Origin of the sequence: Paraburkholderia sp. UCT2, from assembly GCF_014397665.1 — a bacterium.
In the GTDB taxonomy this organism is placed as follows: domain Bacteria; phylum Pseudomonadota; class Gammaproteobacteria; order Burkholderiales; family Burkholderiaceae; genus Paraburkholderia; species Paraburkholderia tuberum.
Genome location: NZ_VZQO01000002.1, coordinates 249152 through 271573, shown reverse-complemented (window position 1 = coordinate 271573; position 22422 = coordinate 249152). Strand labels below are relative to the sequence as shown.

Sequence of the window (22422 nt, the reverse complement as noted above, 5' to 3'; positions counted from 1 at the left end):
AGTCGTTGCGTTCGCGAACGCGCGGCTCCGGCGACGCGCCGTTCACGCGCTCGCCGCCACGCCCGAACCGCTCGCGCTGCGCGCGATCGCCAGCACTGCCCACGTGACGATGCCCAGCACGATCGACAGGCCCGCGGCCGTCACCATGTTCGCGTTCAGCGTGAACTCGGTATAGATGGTCATCGGCAGCACGTCGATGTCGGTGGCGAGCGTGAACGCCGTGCCGAACGCGCCCATCGCGGTCGCGAAGCACACGGCGCCCGCCGCGATCAGTCCGGGCGACAGCGCCGGCAACACGATGTCGCGCATGATGCGCCACGGCGATGCGCCGAGCGAGCGCGCGGCCTCTTCGAGCGATGCATCGAGCTTGGTCGCCGAAGCCATCACGGTGACGATCACGCGCGGAATCGAGAAGTACAGATAGCCCAGAAACAGGCCGCTCATCGAATACGCGAACACCCAGCGATCGCCCGCGAGTTTCAGCGACAGCGCGCCGATCAACCCTTGACGTCCCGCGAGCATGATGACCATGAAGCCCACGACGACACCCGGAAACGCGAGCGGAAACGTCAGCAGCGCGAGCAGCGTGCGCTTGCCGGCGAACTCTCGACGCGCGAGCAGCAGCCCCGCGATCACCGACAGCACCAGCGTGGCCGCCGTGACCCCCGCCGCCAGCACGACGGTCGCACCAAGGCTCGACATGTAACGCGCATTCGTCAGCATTGCGCGATACGTCGCGAACGCATGGCCGCCGCCGGAGAGCTGCGCGAGCGCGACCATCGGCAGCAGCCAGAACGCGATGAAGACCGCGAGCGCGGGCGCGAGCAACGTGATGCGCCAGCGCAGCGGGAACGTGACGTCGTTCAATGCATCACCTGTAGATAGCGCTCGCCGAAGCTCGACTGCTTGTCGGCCATCTTCGCGAAGTCGACCGGCTTCGCGCGCGCGTATTCGCTCGCGGGCAGGAACTGCGCAGCCGTCTCGGCGCTCATCGTGCTCGCGCGCACCGGCCGCAGATACGCCTGCGCCCACAGCTTCTGGCCTTCGTCGGACAGTACGAAATCGAGCACCTTCTTGCCGTTCGCTTCGTGCGGCGCGCCCTTCACGAGGCTCATCACGTACGGCACCGAGATCGTGCCTTCCTGCGGAATCACGAACTCGACGTTCGCGTGATCCTTATACTTCGCGCGGTACGCGTCGAAGTCGTAGTCGAGCAGGATCGGAATTTCGCCGGACAGCACGCGCGCGTACGCGGTTTGCTTCGGCACGATCGGCGCGTTCGCCTTGAGCTTTCTGAACCAGTCGAGACCCGGCTCGAAGTTGTCGAGCGTGCCGCCGAGCGCCTGGTTCACCGCGACCGCGCCCGCATAGCCGACGAACGCGCTCGACGGATCGAGATAACCGATCATGCCTTTGTATTCGGGCTTCAGCAGATCGGCCCACGAGCGCGGCACCGGCTTGCCTTCGAGCGCGTCCTTGTTGACGAAGAAGCCGAGCGTGCCCGAGTGGATCGTGAACCAGTAGCCTTGCGGGTCTTTCAGGCCGGCGGGAATGTCGTCCCAGTGCGCGGGCTTGTACGGCTGGATCACGCCCTTGTCCTTGGCCTGGAACGCCGACGATACGCCGAGATACACGACGTCGGCGACCGGACTTTTCTGCTCGGCCATCAGCTGCGCGATCGATTGTCCCGAGTTCTTGTTGTCGAACGGCACGCGAATGCCGGTCTTTTGCTGGATCGCCTTGATCTGGCTCGCCCAGTCGGCCCATTCGGGCGGGCAGTTGTAGCAGATCGCGGTTTCGTCGGCGCGCGCGGCTTGCGGCGCGAGCGCGACGAGCGCCGCGCCGGCGACGAGCAGGCTCGCCGGCAGTGCGGTCGCGGCGGCGCGCGAGAGTTTCTGCCACAGCGGTATGAGCGAGGATGCGAAGCGTGAGGTTGAGCGGGGCACTGCGGGTCTCCCTGTGTCGGATGGGTTGCGAGGGTTGGGAATGACAGCCAGGGCGCGCGTATGCGCGTGCCTTCATTGGGCTTCTTATGCGAGCGGCTTTTCGGTGGTGGCCGCAGCGCTCGGGACGTGGGTCGGCGACGCTTCGTCGAGATTCGCGTGCGAGCCGAGCGCTGCGATCGTCGCGCCTTCGCGCAAGCTGTGCGGCAGCGTCAACGCGCGCGAGGTTGGGCAGAACGCGCGCTCGTCGCGCGCGCCGCCGATGCGTGCGAGCAGGCGCTGCCACGCCGCACAGCCGATTTCGCGATTCGGCGCGCAGATGCTCGCGAGCGCCGGCGACAGCAGTTCGCCCATTGCGAGGCCGTCGAAGCCGAGAATCGACATGTCCTGCGGAATCCTCAGACGCGCGCGGCGCAGGCCGCGCATCACGACCATCGCGAGCAGATCGTTGCTGCAGAAGAGGGCGGTCGGACGGTTTGCGCCGTGCGTCAGGTGCGCGAGCACGGATGGCGCGAGTTCGTCGGCGTTGAAATCGACTTCGAGCGCGGGCGCGGCCGTGAGGCCGGCCTGCTGCATCGCCTGCGTGTAGCCGAGATGACGCTGACGCGCGCGATCCGAGGCCGCGAACGAGCCGGCCAGCATCAGGATGCGACGATGGCCGTGCGCGATGAGCCGGCGCACGCCGTCGTAGGCGGCGAGGCGATTGTCGACCGACACCGACGGGCGGCGCACCGTGTCGTTGTGCATCAGCACGTATAGCAGGCCGTCGCGGTCGAGTTCGTCGAGCAGCGGATGGGTGTCGGCATCGGCGACGGTCAGGATCAGTCCTTCGACGCGATGCTCGCGCAGCGTTTCGATTGCGTGACGTTCACGGTCCACGTCGTACTGCGTGGTCATCAGCATCAGCCGATAGCCTTGCGCTGACGCGAGATCGTCGATGCCTTGCAGGCATTCGGCGAACACCGGGTTCGCGAGCGTCGGCAGAACGACACCGACGAGGCGCGTGCGCTCGCCGCGCAATTGCCGGCCGAGCGGGCTCGGGCGGAAGTTCAGCGCGTCGATCGACTGACGTACCTTGTCGAGCGTGACGGGGTTCACGGTGTGCGGCGCGTTGATCGCGCGCGATACCGTGGCGATGGAAAAGCCCGCGTGGGCGGCGACATCCTTGATCGTCGGCGTCATCGGTTTTCGGCCCGCTGTAATCGTTTTCGTGAGCGGATTATCGGCAACGTTTGTGACTTTGGGATGAATGCGGGTGTCGGGCGCTTTTTTGGGGCTGCCGCGAGGCGATGGTAGAATTCGCGACCACGCGCGATTGCCACCTCTGCCGGGGTGATGAAATTGGTAAACATAGCGGACTTAAAATCCGCCGCCTTCGGGCTTGCCGGTTCAAGTCCGGTCCCCGGCACCACTAGAGTTCACACGGGTTTAGCCGGCGCTATTGCGCCGCCTCGAGTGTGAGGACAAACCCGGCGCTCTGATTGGATTACGGGCGTGGACGGTTCCACACAAATGAGATGCCCGCGTGCGAGCGAGCCGATTCCCTGGATCAGGCATCCGCGTCACGATGGAAGTGCGAACACATCAAGTTCGGGCACGACATGCGCAGCCTACGTCGCGTCATCAATCTACGCGCTTACTTCTCCTCCGATATTTGCGCCATAGTCTCACGATTCCCATATAGGCAAGAACTGTAACGAGCAGTTCGATAACTACCATTGCCGGGATATAAATATCGTCAGGATCGTGCAGACCAAACCCGTTCGCGATGGAAAGCCAGGCAAGCGCCTGGCTTTCGGGCATAGGCCACGGATACGTATGGACATAGCGAGCTGAAACGAGGAAGAGGCCGATAAACAGGGCGACCTTGCAGAGCCTACGGGCAAGTGTTGCCATACGCGACGACCTCCAGCGTTCCATAAGCGCGAAGCCCCGAAGTGCGGACCGGGACAGTGACGGTGTGCAGAAGAGCGCGGCGGATTATTTCGAAGTCACTATAGCTCGGCAGGGTAATACAGCCGAGTGAAAGTCCACTACCGCCGATCGGATGCAGCCTGAACTGTCCGCGCTTGATGCCGTTGACCCATGCAAAGTCATCAATGTTTCCATCGTCACGATAGAGCGCGAACCATTCATTGTGATGAGATGGGCGACCATTAGCCGTATTCCACACGTCTTTCGCGGCAGCAATAGCTGGGTGCGGACGCCGCCTGTAGGGCGGTCCACGATCCAGTATTTCCCGGCCGGGATCGGGCCGTTATCGGGAATGGCTGTGCATCCGCCTCGATCGCGATAAAGTGCGGCCCATAACACTCACTCAGGGGCGACCGCGCCCCCCTCAATTACCAGATGTGCGGCATCGTTGCCCGGCGCGAAGAAGCGCCAGTCCTCGTCATCTTCAACGCCGTCCGGGACCACCACAAGGCGATACCCTCGCGAGAACGAAACGACGATGCCGCCTGCGTCGTCTGCCGATGCATCCTCGACCCTGATAGGCCCTTGCCCTACGAGTATTTCATGCAAGCGCCGGGCCGTGGCGTGCGCCTTTTCATCCGAGCCCCGCAGATCCTCTCTCGTCGCTACGGTGAAGCCCTCTCGTTCGAGCTGCCAGGCACATTGCACATGGAGCGCCCACGCTCCATCCTCCCGACTTCTTCCCCTAAGCGTGTACCGTCGCTGTGGGCCAAATTGCATAGTGACCATGTCTCCCGCATGGCTAACCCAGCTCACATCAATCCCGACGAGCACAGCAAGCCGCCCCGCAATTTCTGTCCTTGTATCAATCATCACCACCTCCAAACATGTGCTGCCCCCGCTCCAACATTTCGTGATACCCGAGGCCTTGCTTACTGATATCGTCATGGAGTTGCCTAGCCTGATTTTTATTCAGCCCCAGCGCCTTTACAACAGCCTTGAACTGCTTGTTTTACGCCTGATTGTTGCGAGGTGTTCCCTCACTACCCGCGACCTGCATGGCGTCCACATTAGGCATGTCCGGCTGATAGTCGAACGGCTGCGCATCGCCAGGCAGCGTTGATGCGCCTCCATCGCCAGCCCTGGTTGCGCGCGCAGCGGCCAACCGGGCTTGCGAGGTGGCCGGATCATACTGGACGGACAGAATGCGTTCACCGTCCGGGTGACTGCCTGTCCTCGCTACGGCATTCCTCAACGGCGTGCTGCTGTCGGGTGACGGAAACAGGCCATTACGCGGGCCTTTAATGGCAAGCAAGTTGCCCCGGCGAACCTCTTCGAGAAGAGCAAGAATGACCCACCAGCCATCGGTGTCAGGGTTTCGGTCCCGTACACCATGAAAAAACAGCCAGTGACAGCCAATGAGATCCTTGACCAGCTTCCGGTCCTCCTGCCACGTCCTACCATTCAATTGGGCAATGTCAAGAAATTCCCTGGTCTCTGCCTTGGCCCTCTGAAGGTCTGCGGCCTTGCCGAGGCACGCCTTGTAGTGCCATTCGTCGCAGATGACATAACGGGCACCCGGTGGCCGCTGGCAGAACAGCTCCACGGAGCGCATCTCAAATACGGACTGGGACATAGGTGTGTCGATGATCTATCTGAAGTCGCTGCTGGGGTTGACAGCAGTAAGATGATTACCTTGTGACAGGCAGTCCGTACATGGGCGACAGCCCAAAATCTCCGCGGCTTTCGATGAAACAGAAAAAGCGCTTCACGAATCTTCGGTACTTCGAACGGAGCGGCATCCGGAAAATGCCCAACCTTGTCCATCAGCGCGACCATGCGTAACATCACCCCCGCCAACCTCACTCCGCCTTCATGTCCCCCCTCAAATACCTCGCCGGCTACCCCGCACCGTTGCAAGACAAGGTGAGAAAGCTGATCGCCGCCGATCAGCTCGGCTCCTACGTCGCGCAGAAGTACCCGAGCACGCACGAGGTGCAAACCGACCGCGCGCTCTACGAGTACTGCGCGGAACTCAAACGCGAACACCTGCGCAACGCCGAGCAGATCGACAAGGTCACTTACGACAGCAAACTCGACGTGATGCGTCACGCGCTCGGCCTGCACACGAGCGTTTCGCGGGTGCAGGGCAGCAAGCTGAAAGCGAAGAAGGAAATCCGCATCGCGTCGTTATTCAAGGCCGCGGCGCCGGAGTTTCTGAAGATGATCGTCGTGCACGAACTCGCTCATCTGAAGGAGAGCGATCACAACAAAGCGTTCTATCGTCTGTGCGAGTTCATGCAGCCGGGTTATCACCAGATCGAATTCGATCTACGTCTGTATCTGACGCATCGCGATCTGGCGAAGAAGACCGTGTGAGGTACGCCGCGCGGCGGGCGCGGCAGGCGCGACAAACGGAGCTGACTTCAAGCCGCCAGGTCCGAGGCATCCTCCACTATGGACGCCGTTAACAACACCGGAATCGACTTCGACGTCGGCGTACCCGCGCCATCCGCGACCGAGGAGAGCGGCACCAGCGGATTCGTCTCCGGATAATAAGCGCCGAGGCAGCCGCGCGGAATGTCGTACTCGACGAGCAGAAAACCGTCCACGCGTCGCTCGATGCCATCGGCCCACACGCTCGTGATATCGACGCGCTGACCAGCCGCGAACCCGAGCATCGCGAGATCGTCCTGGTTGGCGAACAGCACGCGCCGCTGTCCGTACACGCCGCGATAGCGATCGTCGAGACCGTAAATCGTCGTGTTGTACTGATCATGTGAGCGGGTGGTCATCAGCGTCATCAGGCGTTCGCCATGTTGCTTCTTCGCCTGATGAATCGGCGTGTCGAGCGCGATCGCGTGGACGATGAACTGTGCCTTGCCGCTCGGCGTTTTCCAGATGCGATCGCGCGATGCGACGCCGAGATGGAAGCCGCCCGGCTTCTTCAGACGCTCGTTGTAGTCGTCGAAACCGTCGATCACCTTCGCGATGCCGTCGCGAATCAGCGCGTAGTCGCCCGCATGGGCGAGCCAGTCCACCTTGCCGCTGCCCAAAGTCGCATGCGCCATGCGCGCGACGATCGCCACTTCGGAAAGCAGATTGTCCGACGCCGGCTTGTTCATCCCATACGAGATGTGCACCATGCTCATCGAATCCTCGACGCTGACGCCTTGCGCCACGCCGTTCTGAACATCGATCTCGGTGCGTCCGAGCGTCGGCAGGATCAGCGCGTCGCGGCCATGCACGAGGTGGCTGCGATTGAGCTTCGTCGTCACGTGCACGGTCAGATCGCATGCGCGCATCGCGTCCCACGTGCGCGGCGTGTCCGGCGTCGCGATCGAGAAATTGCCGCCCAGCCCGATGAATACCTTCACCTTGCCGTCGAGCATCGCCTGAATCGTGTTGACGACGTCGAGTCCGTGCTCGCGCGGCGGCGCGAAGTCGTAGGCTGCGCCGAGCTTGTCGAGAAACGCTTCAGTAGGCTTTTCCTCGATACCGACCGTGCGGTCGCCCTGCACGTTCGAGTGGCCGCGCACCGGGCACAGCCCCGCGCCGCGCCGGCCGATATTGCCGCGCATCATCATCAGATTCGACAGCAGCTGTACCGTCGCGACCGAGTTCTTGTGCTGCGTGAGACCCATGCCCCAGGTCGAAATCACCGCGCGGCCCTTCACGTAGATATCGGCGAGCTTCAGCACCTCATCGAGCGGCACGCCTGCCTCGGCGACGATCGTGTCCCAGCGCTCGGCGCGCAGATCGTCGGCGAAGGCAGCGAAGCCGACTGTGTGCTGGGCGATGAAGCCGAAGTCGAGCACGCGCTCGAGGCCCGACACGAGCGCTTCGTCATCCAGTTCGAGCACGCGTTTGGCGACGCCCTTGATCAGCGCGAAATCGCCGCCGACCTTCGGACGGATGAATACCGAGCTGATTTTCGTGCTGCCCATCGTCAGCATTTCGACCGGATGCTGCGGGCTGGCGAAGCGTTCGAGGCCGCGCTCCTTCAGCGGATTGATCGACACGATCGTGGCGCCGCGCTTCGCGCATTCGCGCAGCTCGCCGAGCATGCGCGGATGGTTGGTGGCCGGATTCTGGCCGAAGATCAGCAGCGTATCCGCGTGTTCGAAGTCATCGAGCGTGACCGTGCCCTTGCCGATGCCGACCGTGTGCGGCAGGCCACGGCTCGTCGCCTCGTGGCACATGTTCGAGCAATCGGGAAAATTGTTGGTGCCGTACATGCGCACGAACAGCTGGTACAGGAACGCGGCTTCGTTGCTCGCGCGGCCCGAGGTATAGAACGCGGCGCGGTCAGGATCGTCGAGACGCTTCAGATGGCTCGCGATCAGCGCGAATGCGTCGTCCCAGCCGATCGGCACATAGCGGTCGCGCGCGGCGTCGTAGACGAGCGGATCGGTCAGGCGGCCGTGCTGCTCGAGTTCGAAGTCGGATTGCGTCATCAGCTCCGTGACGCTGTGCCGCTCGAAGAACGCGGGCGTCACGCGCTTGCCGGTGGCCTCGGCGGCCACGGCCTTCACGCCGTTTTCGCAGAACTCGAATGTCGACGCGTGCTCGCGATCCGGCCACGCGCAGCCGGGGCAGTCGAAGCCGTCAGGCTGGTTCTGCCTGAGCAGCGTGCGGTAGTTGCCGCCCGCGACCTTTTCCTTGAGCAGGTTGATGGCGACATACTTCAGCGCGCCCCAGCCAGCGGCGGGGTGCTTGTACGGCTCGATGCGGGCTTCGGCTTGTGTTTCGTTCTTCATGACGTGGCGGTGGACAGATTCGACAGGCTTTGCAGCCCAATGCTGGAGAGCGTACTGTGTTCCACCAACCACGTTGGATACAGAAAATCGGAAAGAATAGGCGTACAGTTGCGCGACGATGCCTGAAGCCGCCCGAATCCACCCGAATCGCATGAAGCTCTACGAAAAACTCGCCGACGAAATCACCGAAGCCGTGCGCCGCGGCGTGTTCGCGGCCGGCGAGCGGATTGCGTCGGTGCGTCAGGCGAGCCAGCAGCACGGCGTCAGCATCAAGACGGTGCTGCACGCGTATGCGCTGCTGGAGAGCCGCGGCATCGTCGAGAGCCGGCCGCAGTCTGGCTATTTCGTGCGCGACGCGGCCGCGCGGGCGCTCGCGCCGGCGCCCGCCGCGGCCCGCGCGGGCCGCGAGTCCGCGCCGCCGCCAGTGCCCGCGACGGTCGATGTGAGCCGGCTCGTGCTGTCGACGCTACGCAGCATCCGCGCGCACGACGCCGTGCCGTTCGGCTCGCCGTATCCCGATCCGTCGCTGTTCCCGTGGCGGCGCATCAACCAGTACGCCAACGCGATCGCGCGGCGGCACGCGAGCTGGAATCTGATCGACGATCTGCCGCCGGGCAACCCCGAGCTGATCCGACAGATCGCGCGGCGCTATGCGGAAAACGGTCTGCCGGTCGATCCGGGCGAAATCGTGATCACGCTCGGCGCGACCGAGGCGATCAACCTGAGCCTGCAGGCGGTCGCCAAGCCGGGCGACACCGTCGCGGTCGAGTCGCCGACCTACTACGCGATGCTGCACGCCATCGAGCGCCTGGGCATGCGCGCGATCGAGGTGGCGACGCATCCGGTCGACGGCATCGACATCGACGCGCTCGCGAAGGCGATCGCGCGGCAGAAGATCGCCGCGTGCATGGTGATGCCGAATTTCCAGAATCCCCTCGGTTTCTGCATGTCCGACGAGCGCAAGCGGCAACTGGTCGAACTGCTGGCCGCGCACGAGATTCCGGCGATCGAGAACGATGTCTACCAGGAGCTGTATTTCGGCGACACGCGGCCGTCGACGCTGAAGACCTTCGACACCCAGGGGCTCGTGCTGCACTGTGCGTCGTTTTCGAAAAGCCTGACGGCGTCGTACCGGATCGGCTGGGCGCTGCCGGGGCGCTATCGCGCGCAGGTCGAGAAGCTCAAGTTCCTGAATACGCTGACGACGCCGTCGGTGCCCCAGATCGCGGTCGCCGATTATTTGCGTCAGGACGGCTACGACCGCCATCTGCGGCACCTGCGCCGCGTGTACCGGCAGCAGGCGAGCATCATGAGCGCGCTGGTGCTGCGCTTTTTCCCGGTCGGCACGCGCGTGTCGACGCCGCGGGGCGGCTACGTACTGTGGGTCGAGTTGCCCGTTGCGATCGATTCGATGCGGCTTTATCAGGCGGCGCTCGAACGCGGGATCACGGTCGGGCCGGGGATGATGTTTTCGACGCGCAACGATTATCGGCACTTCATCCGCCTCAACTACAGCTATCCGTGGACCGCGCAGGCTGAAGCGGCGTTGAAGACGCTCGGTGAGCTGGCTACGGCGATGGCGTGACAGGCGCTACGGCGATGCAAAACGACACATCACGACAGGTAGACCGACATGGATGACGACGACATCGACCCGCAACTCGCCGCGATACTCGCGCAGCTATGGCGCGCGCATCGCGAGACACCCTGGCGCGCGTGGTCGCTCGCGAAGCTGTCGAAGCAGGCCGGCGTGCCGATGAGCAGCTTGCGGCGGCAATTGACGGCACTCTCGGGAAGCGGTCTCGTTGATACGATGATCCACGACGATGGCACCGGAGCCGCGTCGCTGAGCGAAATCGGCGCGCAGCTTTGCGCGGAGCTGTTCGGCACGAGCGAGGGCGGCGAGCCGTCGGCCGCCGGCTGAGCGTCCCGGCGCAACTGCCGCCGGCGCGCAATTGATCCGGCGCACGGGTTGATTGTTGTCGTAGTCAGCGCGTTCCGCCGTCTCATGGCCCGACGCTCGCCTGCACCTGCGGTTGTGATTGCGATGGCGCCATGTCCGCCGCCTCGAGCGTGGCCACGCCGCAGAACCAGTCGGCATCGCGCGGCTGATACTTCCACCGCTTGCTGGACTGCCCGATCACGCTCGCACACTGCTCGTTCACCACAAGGCCGGGCTGCGCGGCCGTACATTGCAGCGTCGACGGGTCGGAGTGCGCATCCGCATCCACGGACGCCGCGTGCCGCGCGCCGCTCGGCAGGCTCGCCAGCAGTCGCTGCAATTCGTCGATACGCGTCGCGTACCACGTCCGCAGACACGCGGCGTCGCGGCAGTTCGCTTCGCGCCAGGCCCACTTGCTGTCGCTGTCGTCGATGAACGCGCGGCGCTGGGCGACTTGCCGACGTGCCTTCCAGTAGAGTTGGCCCAGCGTGTCGTCGAGCGTCGACAGGGCGGCGTCGCCGCAAATCATGCGCTCGGCCGGCGAGCGGCCGCGCTGGCAATCGAAGCTCGCAGCGTTGGCGTACGGATGCGCGAGCAGCAGTCCGGCGATCAGGAGGGGGCGGAAGGGGGTCATCAGGGTGTGGGCGGTGCATCGGTTGATCATGCCGCCGATGATCGACCGGTCGCGCGCCTCGCGGACGTCCGAACAACGCGGGAATTCGGGCGGGTCGTTACCAGATGTTGCCGCGCGGGCTGCCGGCCCAGGTCGGCGCTCGCGCACCTTCGCGTGTCATGAAGTAGGCGCAACGTCTATATATTGGAAGTGGGGGCACTTGGGCCGGCGTGGTCAAAGGCGGCCATCGAAAGAGGGAAAACGAATGCAATGACGACTCGTGATCGGTCTTTGCATGGCAGCGGGCCTTCTGACTTTACCCGGCGCGGCCAGTGCGCAGTCACAGGCCTATACGAACAGCGGGTCCAACGTGCGCGCGGGCCCTGCGGCCGACTGCCCGATCGTCGCGTAACTGCCGGCCCAGCGTCGAGCCGCTGCGGCGCCTGCGGGCCACGAACAGACGGCGCCCGCACTGCCGTCGCCCGTCGTACCGGCATCAACCGATGCTGGCACGCCACACCGGAGTCGTCCGCACGCGATGCATGGCAGATTTTCACGCTGGACTTAGCGTAAACCCCGGTGTGCCGCGTACACTAACTTGCCGATGTTGGGTTTGGGGGGCGCAACTATGATTTGCGAAGCAACATCACGTGGCACGACGACAGCCGCGCCGGAGGGCGCCCGCTATCGGCCGGAACGGGCCGAGGAGGTACTCGCGTCCGAGCGCAGCGTGTTGCGGCTGATCACCCGCAACACGCCGCTGCCCGAACTGCTCGACGAAGTCTGCCGTCGCGCCGAGGCGCTGCTCGGCGACGGCGCGTGCTGCTCGATCCTGCTGCTCGACCCGGACGGCGTGCATGTGCGCGTCGGCGGCGCGCCGTCGCTGCCGCCCGCGTACAGCGCCGCAATCGAGGGCGCGGCGATCGGTCCGCGCGTCGGCTCGTGCGGCACGGCGATGTTCGAGCGGCGTCTGGTGATCGTCGACGACATCGAATCCGATCCGCTGTGGGAAAACTTCCGCGATTTCGCGTTGCCGCACGGCTTGCGCGCATGCTGGTCCGTGCCCTTCGAAAACGACGCGGGCATCGTGCTCGGCGCGTTCGCCGTCTACTACCGCGCCACCCGCTGTCCGACCCCCGAGGAAGAGGCGATGCTGCGCGACATCGGCAGCAGCGTCGGCCTCGCAGTCCATCAGGACGCGATGGCGCAGCGCCTCGCGCATAGCGAGGAGCGTCACCGGCTGGTCGTCGATCATCTCAGCGAGGGCATCGTCGTGCAGTCGCGCACCGGCATCGTGCTCGCCTGCAATCCGAGTGCGCAGCGCATGCTGCACGTGACACCGGAGGTCGTCGGCAGCAGCATGCGGACCGTGATGACACGCGCGTTCGGCGAGGACGGCTCGGTCATCGGCGAAGTCAACCGTCCGGTCTCGGAGGTCTTTGCGACCGGCAAGCCGATGCTCGGCGTGACGGTCGGCCTCGAACTCATCGGCGGCGAAGTCGTGTGGATCACGCAGAACGTCGTGCCGATCCTGCGGCCCGGCGACAGCGAGCCGGACTCCGTGCTGATTTCGTTTTCCGACATCGGGCCGGTGCGCGAGGCGCAGCGCCAGCTGAAGTACCTCGCCACGCGCGATTCGCTGACCGGCCTCTACAACCGCGCCTACCTGACCGAGCGGATGCGCGACCTGTTCGCGCCGCGCGCGGCCGGCGACCATGACGGCGAGCTCACCAGCGTCGCCGTGCTGTTCGTCGATCTCGACGGCTTCAAGAAGGTCAACGACACCGCCGGTCACGAAGCCGGCGACGCCTTGCTGTGCAGCGTCGCCGAGCGGCTGTCGGCCTGCGTCGGGCGCGGCGACACGCTGGCGCGCGTCGGCGGCGACGAGTTCGTGATCGTCGCCAGCGCGTACGGCAACACCGGCGAGCTGATCGGCCTCGCGCACCGCATTCTGGACATGATCGCGGTGCCGTTCGCGGTGGCGGGCAACGAGTACTACCTGGGCGCGTCTATCGGCATCAGCCTGTTTCCCGAAGACGGCCAGGACGTCGCGACGCTGATGCGCAACGCCGACTCGGCGATGTATCACGCGAAGCAGCGCGGCCGCAACAACTTCCAGTTCTTCACCGCCGAGCTGAACCAGCATCTGCAGCGGCGTTTCACGATCGAACAGTCGCTGCGGCGCGCGCTCGCGGCCAACGAGCTGAGCCTCGTGTACCAGCCGATCGTCGATAGCCAGAGCGGCCGCACGATCGGTGCGGAAGCGCTGCTGCGCTGGTACAACAGCGAACTGGGCAACGTGTCGCCGGGCGAATTCATTCCGGTCGCCGAGGATGCCGGGCTGATCGTCGAGATCGGCGACTGGGTGCTCGAGCACGCCTGCCAGCAGGTCGCGCAGTGGCGGCGCTCGCTCGCGCCGCATCTGATCGTCGCGGTCAATCTGTCGCCGCGGCAGTTCAACGACGGGCTGCTCGAGCGCATCGAACGTTGTCTTGCGCAGTCCAGGCTCGAACCGGCCGCGCTCGAACTCGAGATCACCGAGCGGTTGCTGATGAGCGACAGCGATACCGTGCTGCCGATGCTGAGCGCGCTGAACGCAATGGGCGTGCGCGTCTCGGTCGACGATTTCGGCACCGGTTATTCGTCGCTGTCGTACCTGAAGCGCTTTCCGCTGCATAACCTGAAAATCGACCGGTCGTTCGTCGCGGGGCTGCCCGATCATCGCGATTCGGTCGCGATCACCCAGGCGGTCGTCGCGATGGCGCACTCGCTCGGCATGAACGTCACCGCCGAGGGCGTCGAGACCGCCGAGCAGGCGGCGTTCCTGCGCGCGATCGATTGCGACAAGCAGCAGGGCTACCTGTACAGCCGGCCGGTCGGCGCGAGCGCGTATGCGCGCACGCTGTACGACGCGCAGCTGATCGGCATGGCGAAGGCGTCCTGACGCGATTGTTCAGATTGCCGAACAAGTGACTTCGCGTTGCCGCTATTTATCGGCGGCGACGCACTCCCTAAAATTCCCCCATCGAAACATTATTGGTGCGCGGTGCCGAAGCGGCGCCCCGCGTTTGGGGGTCGTCATGTCAGAGTTGATCAGAAACCAGTTTTACCGGCCAGCGGTCGTACTGCCGATGGTCGCGCTGATGCAGGTGATGGTGTCGCAGGACTTCAATCTCGGTCAGGTCGGCTGGGTGTTCGCGGCGCGCGGCGCGCAGGCCGCACTGCAACGTTCGCGCGAGTTGATTTGCGCGGTTCATTGCCACGCCTGAGATTTCCCGCGCAGCATACGCAGTAATCCCAACTGATTGGCGCCGCCTCGCGCGCGGCGCCTGGCAAGACGGGCCGTCGCCAAAGCGCCCGCACAATCAGACATGACATGGCAGCGCGTGGCACTAAGCGTAAGATGCTACGACCTGCACCCAGCCGGGGAGAGTTGCCATGCCACAGCACTTCGACGCAGTCGTGATCGGTACCGGACAAGGCGGTTCGCCGCTCGCCGTGCGCCTCGCTCAAAGCGGGCGCCGCACCGCGGTGATCGAACGCGCGGAGTTTGGCGGCACTTGCGTGAACGTCGGCTGCACGCCGACCAAATCCTATGTGGCGAGCGCCCGCGCGGCGCACGTGGCGCGCCATGCGGCGGAGCTCGGCGTGCAGGTGGGTTCGGTCGGCGTCGATCTGGCGGCCGTGAAGGCGCGCAAGGACCAGATCATCGGAGAGGCGCGCAGCGGCGTCGAGAAATGGCTGCGCGGCACGGAAAACATCACGGTGTTCAACGGCCACGCGCGCTTCACCGGCGCGCGCACGCTCGCTATCTGCGGGCGCGACGGGGAATTGCTGAACGAGTTCAGCGCGTTCGAAATCTTCATCAACACCGGCACGCGCGCCGTCGTGCCGCCGCTCGAAGGCATCCAGCGGATTCCGTACTACACGAACTCGACGCTGCTCGAACTGACCGCGTTGCCGGATCATCTGGTGATCGTCGGCGGCAGTTATATCGCGCTCGAATTCGCGCAGGTGTTTCGCCGCTTCGGGAGCCGCGTCAGCGTGCTCGTGCGCGGCGAGCGCGTGTTGAACCGCGAGGATGCCGATTTCGCGGAGTCGGTGCAGAAGGTGCTCGCGCGCGAGGGCGTCGAGTTTCATTTCGGCGTGCAGCCGACGCGCGTCGAGCCGCATGCGCATCGCGCGAACGACGTGTGCATCGGCTTCGAGCAGAACATCCCGGCCATGGAGGCGTCGCATCTGCTGTTGGCCACCGGCCGCAGGCCGAACACCGACGACCTCGGCCTCGACGTCGCCGGCATCGAGACCGACCGGCACGGCACGATCATCGTCGACGGCCAGTTGCGCACCAGCGTGCCGGGCGTGTGGGCGATCGGCGACGTGAACGGCCGCGGCGCGTTCACGCATACGTCCTACGACGACTACCAGATCGTCGCGGCGAACCTGCTCGACGGCGGCGCGCGCAGCGTCGACACGCGGATCATGACGTATGCGGTGTTCGTCGATCCGCCGCTCGCGCGCGTCGGCATGTCCGAGCAGGAGGTGCGCAACAGCGGCCGCGAAGCGCTGATCGCGACGATGCCGATGTCGCGCGTGGGCCGTGCGCGCGAGCGTGGCGAAACCGACGGCTTCATGAAGGCGCTCGTCGATGCGAACAGCAAACAGATACTCGGCGCGGCAATTCACGGCATCGAGGGCGACGAGGCGATCCATACGTTCGTCGACATCATGACCGCGGGCGCGCCGTATCCGACTTTGCAATACGCGATGCACGTGCATCCGACCATCAGCGAACTGGTGCCGACGCTGCTCGATGGGCTCAAGCCGATGCAATGAACTGCCTTGACGCTGGCGCGACACGCTGATGACAAGCCCGCTCAAACCCGCACGTAACAGCGGCAATCTTTTCGACATCGTCGCGCAGTCGGGGACGACGCCCGAGGAGCAGGTCGACGCGCTCGTCGAGCGGGGCGGCGTGACGATCGAGCGGATCGTCTCGACCGGGCAGGCGAGTCCGCCCGGCTTCTGGTACGACAGCCCGCGCGCCGAATGGGTCGTGCTGCTCACCGGCGCGGCGATGCTCGAATTCGACAACGACCCCCAGCCGCATCCGATGAAGCCCGGCGATCACGTGCTGATCGAGGCGCATTGCCGCCACCGCGTCGCATGGACGAGCGACACCGAGCCGAGCGTGTGGCTCGCCGTCCATTACCCGTGAGCCGCGGCGGATCGAGCCATCCGCGCGGCCGGCTCTCGCGCATCGACAAATCCTCACATCATCACCGATAATCGGCAGCGGCGCGGCCCGCGCGCAACGCGAAGGCGGGCTGTGCGCCCCACCGCATTGATCTTCGGGATTCGCATGGGCAAGGGACGCGTCGAAGCCTTCAGCGATGGCGTAATCGCCATCATCATCACGATCATGGTGCTCGAGCTGAAGGTGCCCGAAGGACACGATCTCGCGGCGCTGCGCCCGGTCGTACCGGTGTTCTGCGCATACGTGCTGAGCTTCGTCTACGTCGGCATTTACTGGAACAATCACCATCACATGTTCCATGCGGTGCAGAAGGTCAACGGCAAGGTGTTGTGGGCGAACCTGCATCTGCTGTTCTGGCTATCCCTCTTGCCGGCCGTGACGCACTGGGTCGGCGAAAACCATCTGGCCGCGTGGCCGACCGCGATGTATGGCATCGTGCTGTTCATGGCGGCGATCGCGTATTTCATCCTGACGCGCACGCTGATTTCGCAGCATGGACACGACTCGACGCTGGCCAAGGCGCTCGGCAACGACTTCAAGGGCAAGGTCTCCGTCGTCATTTACCTGACCGGCATCGGGCTCGCGTTCGTCGTGCCGTGGGCGTCGGCCGTGCTGTACGCGCTCGCCGCCGCATGGTGGTTCGTACCGGACCGTCGCATCGAACACGTGCTGGAGGCCTGAGCATGCTGCTCGCGCTGAAGCTCGTGCTGGTGCCGGCCTTTCTCGCCGCGCTGACGGCGGCCGCGCGCGTCTGGGGGCCGTCGGTCGCGGGATGGCTCGCGGGACTGCCGGTCGTCGCCGGCCCGATCATGCTGCTGCTCGCAGTCGAGCGCGGGCCGGCGTTCGCGGCGCAGGCGTCGGCGGCGTCGGTTGCGGCGATCGCCGCATCCGAGGCATTCAATCTTGCTTATGGATGGAGCTGCCTACGCTTCGACTGGCCGCTCGCACTGGTCGCGGGCATGGCCGGCTGGCTCGGCGCGGGACTGCTGATCGTGCGGATGCCCGGCTCGCTTGGGTGGGCGCTGGCGGCGGCGTGCGCGGCCGTCGCGGTGTCGCAGAGCTGCTTGCCGCGCGCGACGGGCCATGTGCCGGCGGCGCGCGTCGGGCGCGCGGATCTGGCTGTGCGGATGCTCGCGGGCGCATTGCTGACGCTCGCGGTGACGGCCGCCTCGGCATCGATGGGCGCCGCGTGGAGTGGCGTGGTGTCGGTGTTTCCGCTGCTCGGCATCGTGCTCGCGGTGTCGGCGCAGCGTGCGCATGGCGCGGACTTCGTGGCGCTCTTGATGCGCGGCATGGTGGTCGGGCGCGGCTCGTTCGCGGCGTTCTTCGCGGTGACGGCGATGCTGCTGCCGCAGTACGGTGTGGCGACGGGGTTTGCGTGCGCGGCGGTGGTGTCGGTCGTCGTGCAGGGGTTGACGCGGCGCATGCTGGCCGGGCAGCGCCGTGCTCAGGCGGCGGCGCGAGAGTTGGCGCAGCCGCAGACCGAGTGAGACTGCGCATGGCTTCACATCGCTCACCTTCGACCGCTACCCGCATCGGGCTCATCTCGGATACGCACAACCTCGTGCGTCCCGAAGCGTTGCGCTATCTCGACGGCTGCGACGCGATCATTCACGCGGGCGATATCTGCAACCCGGACGTGCTCGACGCGCTCGCGCGGATCGCGCCGCTGACCGCGGTGCGCGGCAACAACGATACCGGTGACTGGGCCGCGTCTCTACCGACGCATGCGCGGCTGACGATCCAGCAGGTGACGATTCTGGTCGTGCACGACATCGCCGAGCTGGGCTGCGTGCCGCAGCACGATGGCATTCGCGTCGTGGTGAGCGGCCACTCGCACAAGCCGTCGATCGCCGAGCGCGACGGCGTGCTGTACGTCAATCCTGGCAGCGCGGGGCCGCGGCGCTTCAGGCTGCCGGTGTGCGCGGGCACGCTGACCGTCGAAGGCGCGCAGGTTGGCGCGACGTTCGATTCGCTGCTGACGTAAAAAAGCGGGCCGGCGAATGTCGCCGGCCCGCTTCAGAAACTACGCCTGACGTGATGACTGCGCAGGTCAGGCACGCGCGGTCGCGGCCGCCGCGAACCGTTCATCCATCTCCTCGGCCTCGCGCTCACCGCGCAGTACCGCGTGCGCTTCAGCGCGCGTCGCGACGCACGGACCCGAGCCGAGCAGCGGCTTGCGCGCGGTTTCGCGCAGCGCGAGTACCGACACGATGCCGATCAGCGATGCGCCCATCAGGTAGTACGCGGGCATCATCAGATTGCCGGTCCGGTCGACGAGCCATGCGGTCACGAGCGGCGTCGTGCCGCCGAACAGCGACACCGAGATATTGAAGCCGATCGCGAGCGCACCGTAGCGGATCCGGGTCGGGAACAGCGCCGGCAGCGCCGACGGCATCACCCCGGTGAAGCACGACAGCAGCACGCCGAGAATCATCAGACCGCCGAACACGGGCAGCACCGTGCCCATCCGAATCAGCAGCAGCGCGGGAATCGACAGCGCGAACAGACCGACGCAGCCGAGCAGCATCACGGGCTTGCGGCCGATCGCATCGGACAGACGGCCGGCGGCGAGCGTCATCGGCATCATCAGGATCATCACGAGCAGCACGAGGAACAGACCGTGCGTTTCGTTGAAGTGCAGCGTGGCGGACAGGTAGCTCGGCAGATACGACAGCGCCATATAGTCGGTCACGTTGAAAATCAGCACGAGGCCGACACACAGCAGCAGCGGCTTCCACTGCTGCACGAGCAGCTGGCGCAGCGACTGGCTGGGCAGCGCGCGGTCCTCGGCTTCGCGCTCTTCGGCCTGTTTCTTGAACGCGGGCGTTTCCTCGAGCTTCATGCGGATGTAGAGACCCACCAGGCCGAGCGGTCCGGCGATCAGGAACGGTACGCGCCAGCCCCAGGACAGCAGCGCGTCGTTCGACAGCGTCGCCGTCAGCAGCGCGACCGTGCCCGCGCCGAGCACGTAGCCGATCAGCGTGCCGAACTCGAGAAAGCTGCCCATGAAGCCGCGGCGCTTGTCGGTCGAGAATTCGGCGATGAAGGTCGCGGCGCCGCCGTATTCGCCGCCGGTCGAGAAACCCTGCACGAGGCGCGCAAGCAGCAACAGCGCCGGCGCGAGAATGCCGATCGTCGCGTAGTTGGGGATCAGGCCGATCGCGAAGGTGCCCGCGGCCATCATGATCATCGTCATTGCCAGCACGCGCTGACGGCCGATGCGGTCACCGAGCGGCCCGAATACCATGCCGCCGATCGGCCGCACGAGAAACGCCGCGGCAAACGTGCCGAAGGTCGCAATGAGTTGCGCCGATGGGCTCGACGAGGGGAAGAACACCTTGCCGAGCGTGACCGCGATGTAGCTGTATACGCCGAAATCGAACCATTCCATCGCGTTGCCGAGCGCCATGGCGCCGACGGCCCGTTTCAGGAGGGAGTGATCGACGACGGTGATGTCGTCGAGGGAAAGACGCTGTTCCGGTTTGTGATGTCGCCAGAAGCCGTTGCTGGAAGCGGTCAAGGTTGAAACTCCAATGACTGCGACGAAACTCGTGATGCGTTCCGCCACGGTTGCTGGGAAGTGTAATTTCGTGAGCAAGGCGAGGCTATTCGCGGCACCGGTTATCCGGCGGCGCAACGGATGGCGAAAAGAAGCAAACGCCCGTGCCTCGCGGTAAGTTCGCGAAAAAACACTCGACTAGATTGTGCTGACTGTTGCACCTGCGTGGCCGTGGAAGGGGGGCAGATGCATGAGGGACGCGGGGCTGGCGGGAAACTGACCCATGCGCCACTGAAGGCTTGAAACGAAAAAGGCCGGTCTTGAATTTTCCGCTTTAGGCGGGGAAACGACCGACGAGCCTTCTTGTTTAAAAACAGTTCAATTCAGGATGGCGCGTGCGCGGAAAAACACACGATGAACCAACTTGAAAGAACACGAATGAAGGTGAATTGCGGCTGAAACGAGGGCACATGTTAGCACGATGCCAGAGGATCATGCAAATCGGCGGTGCGAGGTAGGGCCGCCAATGTGACTCGATCCGTTGCGGGACGGGAGATTTGGCGGGGTCGGAACGGCCCTGAAAAACGGACCGCTTAGAACATTGGCGAGCGCTTTTTGAGGCGAAGACGATGCGAGCGGCGGGCGCGATGCGCGGCCGATGTTGGTGCGAAAAAAATCCGCGCTCGCGGCGCGGATTGTGGGCGTGCGTTCATCCGGTTCGGGCGACACGTTGTGTCGTCCCGGACGAGGCAAGCTCAGGCTGACGGCGGCACGTAGCCCGACGCGGTATCCGCGCCTTCGCCGAAGAAGAACTTTTCGGTCTGCTTCATCAGATACTGCCGCGCGCGCGGATCGGCCATGTTCAGGCGGTTTTCGTTGATCAACATGGTCTGCTGCTTCAACCAGCTCTGCCAGGCTTCCTTCGAGATACTTTCGTAGATCCGCTTGCCGAGTTCGCCCGGCAGCGGCGGGAAATCGAGGCCTTCGGCTTCCTTGCCGAGCTTCGCGCATTGAACCATACGAGTCATGCTGTGCTTCTCCTGTAATCGATGTGGGGCGGGCAGACGCCGGTTCGGATCAGATGGGGGCGATCACGAAGTACTCAAAGCTGTTTCATCAGCACGAGCGATTTGCGCTGCCAGTTATAGAGTCGGCGGCGGTCTTCGGGCAAGTCGTCGACCGTAACCTTGACGAAGCCGCGCTTCAGGAACCAGTGTTCGGTGCGCGTGGTGAGCACGAAAATGCGCGTGAGGCCGCGTGCCCGCGCGCGCTGTTCGATGCGCTTGAGCAGGCGCTCGCCGTCGCCGGTGCCTTGAGCTTCGGGCGCGACGGTCAGGCACGCCATTTCGCCGATGCGCTCCTGCGGATACGGATACAGCGCCGCGCAGCCGAACAGCACGCCGTCGTGCTCGATCACCGAGAAATGGTCGATATCGCGTTCGATCTGGTGACGGCCGCGCCGTACCAGCGTGCCGTCTGTTTCGAGCGGCTCGATCAGCGCGAGAATGCCGCCGACGTCGTCCGGCGTTGCTTCGCGCAGGCTTTCGAGGTTCTCGTACGAAATCATCGTGCCGACGCCATCGTGCAGGAACAGTTCGAGCAGCAGGCTGCCGTCGAGCGCGTACGGGATGATGTGCGCACGCGGCACGCCGCCGCGGCAGCCGCGGATCGAATGCTTCAGGTAGAACGCGGCGTCGCCGGTCACTTCGCCGCTTTCGTGCAGCTTGTAGGCGTCGTCGAGCGACAGTTCGCGGATCAGCTCGGTGCCGCTTTCGCCGGTTTCCATCAGGCCCGGCGTTTCGGTCAGGAACACGATCTTGTCGGCGCGCAGCGCGATCGCCGCGGCCGAGGCCACGTCTTCCATCGACAGATTGAATGCCTCACCGGTGGGCGAGAAGCCGAGCGGCGACAGCAGCACGAGCTTGCGGCTCGCAAGCGAGTGTCGGATCGAATCCGCGTCGATCTTGCGCACGAGGCCCGTGTGCTGGAAGTCGACGCCGTCCAGAATGCCGACGGGGCGCGCCGTGACGAAGTTGCCCGATACGACGCTGATGTGCGCGTGCGCCATTGGCGTGTTCGGCAGACCCTGGCTGATCGCGGCTTCGATGTCGAGACGCACTTCGCCGGCCGCCTCCTTCGCGGACTCGAGCGCGCGCGCGTCGGTGATGCGCATGCCGTGTGAAAACTCCGATTCGACGCCGTGCAGGCTCATCTGCTCCTCGACCTGCGGGCGCGAGCCATGCACGAGCACGATCTGGATGCCCATTGCCTGCAGCAGCGCGATGTCGGACACGAGCGCATTCAGCAGCCCCTGATGCACCACTTCGCCGCCGAAACCCACGACGAATGTCTTGTTTCGGAACGCGTGGATATACGGGGCGACGGAACGCATCCAGTCGACGAATTGCGCGTGCTGGGCGAGGGTTTCCGGCGAGTCGGCGGGGGCCAGGACGCTCGCGGGCGCGGGGACGAGGTCGGTTTGGGAATTCAT

At 64.9% G+C, this 22422-nt stretch carries 21 protein-coding genes, 1 tRNA gene and 1 pseudogene; 11 read left to right on the top strand and 12 right to left on the bottom strand.

Annotation, left to right across the window (positions count from 1 at the left end):
• Positions 1-42 precede the first annotated feature (42 nt).
• The 3 genes from F6X39_RS02880 to F6X39_RS02870 all read right to left on the bottom strand — a co-directional run bounded on the left by F6X39_RS02880 (position 43) and on the right by F6X39_RS02870 (position 3125).
• Positions 43-867: an ABC transporter permease gene (locus tag F6X39_RS02880; RefSeq protein ID WP_187615491.1), complete on the bottom strand. Its 825-nt coding sequence runs from the start codon at positions 865-867 to the stop codon at positions 43-45.
• A complete protein-coding gene (locus F6X39_RS02875; RefSeq protein WP_187615490.1) occupies positions 864-1946 on the bottom strand; it encodes an ABC transporter substrate-binding protein in 1083 nt (360 codons plus the stop codon). The genes F6X39_RS02880 and F6X39_RS02875 overlap by 4 nt, the downstream gene beginning before the upstream one ends.
• Positions 1947-2030: 84 nt before the next feature.
• A complete protein-coding gene (locus tag F6X39_RS02870; RefSeq protein ID WP_187615489.1) occupies positions 2031-3125 on the bottom strand; it encodes a LacI family DNA-binding transcriptional regulator in 1095 nt (364 codons plus the stop codon).
• Positions 3126-3269: 144 nt separating this feature from the next.
• Between F6X39_RS02870 and F6X39_RS02865 the strand changes: the two genes are divergently transcribed.
• Positions 3270-3354 (top strand) — tRNA-Leu (locus tag F6X39_RS02865).
• A 212-nt stretch (positions 3355-3566) separates the two neighbouring features.
• Here the strand turns inward: F6X39_RS02865 and F6X39_RS02860 are convergent.
• The 4 genes and pseudogenes from F6X39_RS02860 to F6X39_RS02845 form a co-directional block, all read right to left on the bottom strand.
• On the bottom strand, positions 3567-3839 hold the full coding sequence (locus tag F6X39_RS02860) for a hypothetical protein (RefSeq protein WP_187615488.1): 273 nt from the start codon (positions 3837-3839) through the stop codon (positions 3567-3569).
• Positions 3820-4238 (bottom strand): annotated as a pseudogene (locus tag F6X39_RS02855) (DUF2778 domain-containing protein); the annotation flags it as partial. The gene F6X39_RS02860 and the pseudogene F6X39_RS02855, both read right to left, overlap by 20 nt.
• 18 nt (positions 4239-4256) lie before the next feature.
• Positions 4257-4730 carry a hypothetical protein gene (locus F6X39_RS02850; RefSeq protein ID WP_187615487.1) on the bottom strand — a complete coding sequence of 158 codons (474 nt, stop codon included), beginning with the start codon at positions 4728-4730 and terminating at the stop codon, positions 4257-4259.
• A gap of 139 nt (positions 4731-4869) precedes the next feature.
• Positions 4870-5493 carry a hypothetical protein gene (locus F6X39_RS02845; RefSeq protein ID WP_262413124.1) on the bottom strand — a complete coding sequence of 208 codons (624 nt, stop codon included), beginning with the start codon at positions 5491-5493 and terminating at the stop codon, positions 4870-4872.
• Between the two features lie 239 nt (positions 5494-5732).
• On the opposite strand from F6X39_RS02845, the gene F6X39_RS02840 reads away from it, so the two are divergent.
• Positions 5733-6236 carry a M48 family metallopeptidase gene (locus tag F6X39_RS02840; RefSeq protein ID WP_187615486.1) on the top strand — a complete coding sequence of 168 codons (504 nt, stop codon included), beginning with the start codon at positions 5733-5735 and terminating at the stop codon, positions 6234-6236.
• A 47-nt stretch (positions 6237-6283) separates the two neighbouring features.
• Here F6X39_RS02840 and F6X39_RS02835 read toward each other — a convergent pair whose 3' ends face one another.
• Complete coding sequence (locus F6X39_RS02835) at positions 6284-8617, bottom strand: FdhF/YdeP family oxidoreductase (RefSeq protein ID WP_187615485.1); 2334 nt, start codon at positions 8615-8617, stop codon at positions 6284-6286.
• A 151-nt stretch (positions 8618-8768) separates the two neighbouring features.
• On the opposite strand from F6X39_RS02835, the gene F6X39_RS02830 reads away from it, so the two are divergent.
• Both F6X39_RS02830 and F6X39_RS02825 read left to right on the top strand, forming a co-directional pair.
• On the top strand, positions 8769-10202 hold the full coding sequence (locus F6X39_RS02830; RefSeq protein WP_187615484.1) for a PLP-dependent aminotransferase family protein: 1434 nt from the start codon (positions 8769-8771) through the stop codon (positions 10200-10202).
• 48 nt (positions 10203-10250) lie between these two features.
• Positions 10251-10541: a helix-turn-helix domain-containing protein gene (locus F6X39_RS02825; RefSeq protein ID WP_187615483.1), complete on the top strand. Its 291-nt coding sequence runs from the start codon at positions 10251-10253 to the stop codon at positions 10539-10541.
• Positions 10542-10623: 82 nt separating this feature from the next.
• Here the strand turns inward: F6X39_RS02825 and F6X39_RS02820 are convergent, their stop codons facing one another.
• On the bottom strand, positions 10624-11193 hold the full coding sequence (locus F6X39_RS02820; RefSeq protein WP_187615537.1) for a lysozyme inhibitor LprI family protein: 570 nt from the start codon (positions 11191-11193) through the stop codon (positions 10624-10626).
• A gap of 607 nt (positions 11194-11800) precedes the next feature.
• Here F6X39_RS02820 and F6X39_RS02815 point away from each other — a divergent pair.
• The 7 genes from F6X39_RS02815 (at position 11801) to F6X39_RS02785 (ending at position 18416) form a co-directional block, all read left to right on the top strand.
• A complete protein-coding gene (locus F6X39_RS02815) occupies positions 11801-14116 on the top strand; it encodes a putative bifunctional diguanylate cyclase/phosphodiesterase (protein ID WP_187615482.1) in 2316 nt (771 codons plus the stop codon).
• A gap of 136 nt (positions 14117-14252) precedes the next feature.
• Complete coding sequence (locus F6X39_RS02810; protein ID WP_184063847.1) at positions 14253-14441, top strand: hypothetical protein; 189 nt, start codon at positions 14253-14255, stop codon at positions 14439-14441.
• Positions 14442-14610: 169 nt separating this feature from the next.
• Entirely contained in the window at positions 14611-16008 is a 1398-nt protein-coding gene (locus F6X39_RS02805) for an FAD-containing oxidoreductase (protein WP_187615481.1), read from the top strand.
• Positions 16009-16036: 28 nt separating this feature from the next.
• The gene (locus F6X39_RS02800; RefSeq protein WP_187615480.1) at positions 16037-16390 is read left to right on the top strand and encodes a cupin domain-containing protein; all 354 of its coding nucleotides are present in this window, start codon (positions 16037-16039) and stop codon (positions 16388-16390) included.
• 144 nt (positions 16391-16534) lie between these two features.
• Entirely contained in the window at positions 16535-17110 is a 576-nt protein-coding gene (locus tag F6X39_RS02795) for a TMEM175 family protein (protein WP_184022166.1), read from the top strand.
• A 2-nt stretch (positions 17111-17112) separates the two neighbouring features.
• Positions 17113-17919: a hypothetical protein gene (locus F6X39_RS02790; protein ID WP_187615479.1), complete on the top strand. Its 807-nt coding sequence runs from the start codon at positions 17113-17115 to the stop codon at positions 17917-17919.
• Positions 17920-17927: 8 nt separating this feature from the next.
• On the top strand, positions 17928-18416 hold the full coding sequence (locus tag F6X39_RS02785; RefSeq protein WP_184022172.1) for a metallophosphoesterase family protein: 489 nt from the start codon (positions 17928-17930) through the stop codon (positions 18414-18416).
• Positions 18417-18482: 66 nt separating this feature from the next.
• On the opposite strand, the gene proP is transcribed toward F6X39_RS02785, so the two are convergent.
• The 3 genes from proP to argA form a co-directional block, all read right to left on the bottom strand.
• Entirely contained in the window at positions 18483-19952 is a 1470-nt protein-coding gene (proP, locus tag F6X39_RS02780) for a glycine betaine/L-proline transporter ProP (protein ID WP_090800879.1), read from the bottom strand.
• Between the two features lie 734 nt (positions 19953-20686).
• Positions 20687-20959 (bottom strand): oxidative damage protection protein, encoded by a 273-nt coding sequence (locus F6X39_RS02775; protein ID WP_026225286.1) that lies wholly within the window; start codon positions 20957-20959, stop codon positions 20687-20689.
• A 74-nt stretch (positions 20960-21033) separates the two neighbouring features.
• Entirely contained in the window at positions 21034-22422 is a 1389-nt protein-coding gene (gene argA / locus F6X39_RS02770) for an amino-acid N-acetyltransferase (RefSeq protein ID WP_187615478.1), read from the bottom strand.

What these genes read in the sequence shown, in the direction of transcription:
- F6X39_RS02870 (WP_187615489.1), bottom strand. Translation starts at nt 3,125, where the DNA reads ATGACGCCGACGATCAAGGATGTCGCCGCCCACGCGGGCTTTTCCATC.
- F6X39_RS02860 (WP_187615488.1), bottom strand. Translation starts at nt 3,839, where the DNA reads ATGGCAACACTTGCCCGTAGGCTCTGCAAGGTCGCCCTGTTTATCGGC.
- F6X39_RS02850 (WP_187615487.1), bottom strand. Translation starts at nt 4,730, where the DNA reads ATGATTGATACAAGGACAGAAATTGCGGGGCGGCTTGCTGTGCTCGTC.
- F6X39_RS02845 (WP_262413124.1), bottom strand. Translation starts at nt 5,493, where the DNA reads ATGTCCCAGTCCGTATTTGAGATGCGCTCCGTGGAGCTGTTCTGCCAG.
- F6X39_RS02840 (WP_187615486.1), top strand. Translation starts at nt 5,733, where the DNA reads ATGTCCCCCCTCAAATACCTCGCCGGCTACCCCGCACCGTTGCAAGAC.
- F6X39_RS02835 (WP_187615485.1), bottom strand. Translation starts at nt 8,617, where the DNA reads ATGAAGAACGAAACACAAGCCGAAGCCCGCATCGAGCCGTACAAGCAC.
- F6X39_RS02830 (WP_187615484.1), top strand. Translation starts at nt 8,769, where the DNA reads ATGAAGCTCTACGAAAAACTCGCCGACGAAATCACCGAAGCCGTGCGC.
- F6X39_RS02825 (WP_187615483.1), top strand. Translation starts at nt 10,251, where the DNA reads ATGGATGACGACGACATCGACCCGCAACTCGCCGCGATACTCGCGCAG.
- F6X39_RS02820 (WP_187615537.1), bottom strand. Translation starts at nt 11,193, where the DNA reads ATGACCCCCTTCCGCCCCCTCCTGATCGCCGGACTGCTGCTCGCGCAT.
- F6X39_RS02815 (WP_187615482.1), top strand. Translation starts at nt 11,801, where the DNA reads ATGATTTGCGAAGCAACATCACGTGGCACGACGACAGCCGCGCCGGAG.
- F6X39_RS02810 (WP_184063847.1), top strand. Translation starts at nt 14,253, where the DNA reads ATGTCAGAGTTGATCAGAAACCAGTTTTACCGGCCAGCGGTCGTACTG.
- F6X39_RS02805 (WP_187615481.1), top strand. Translation starts at nt 14,611, where the DNA reads ATGCCACAGCACTTCGACGCAGTCGTGATCGGTACCGGACAAGGCGGT.
- F6X39_RS02800 (WP_187615480.1), top strand. Translation starts at nt 16,037, where the DNA reads ATGACAAGCCCGCTCAAACCCGCACGTAACAGCGGCAATCTTTTCGAC.
- F6X39_RS02795 (WP_184022166.1), top strand. Translation starts at nt 16,535, where the DNA reads ATGGGCAAGGGACGCGTCGAAGCCTTCAGCGATGGCGTAATCGCCATC.
- F6X39_RS02790 (WP_187615479.1), top strand. Translation starts at nt 17,113, where the DNA reads ATGCTGCTCGCGCTGAAGCTCGTGCTGGTGCCGGCCTTTCTCGCCGCG.
- F6X39_RS02785 (WP_184022172.1), top strand. Translation starts at nt 17,928, where the DNA reads ATGGCTTCACATCGCTCACCTTCGACCGCTACCCGCATCGGGCTCATC.
- F6X39_RS02775 (WP_026225286.1), bottom strand. Translation starts at nt 20,959, where the DNA reads ATGACTCGTATGGTTCAATGCGCGAAGCTCGGCAAGGAAGCCGAAGGC.
- argA (WP_187615478.1), bottom strand. Translation starts at nt 22,422, where the DNA reads ATGAATTCCCAAACCGACCTCGTCCCCGCGCCCGCGAGCGTCCTGGCC.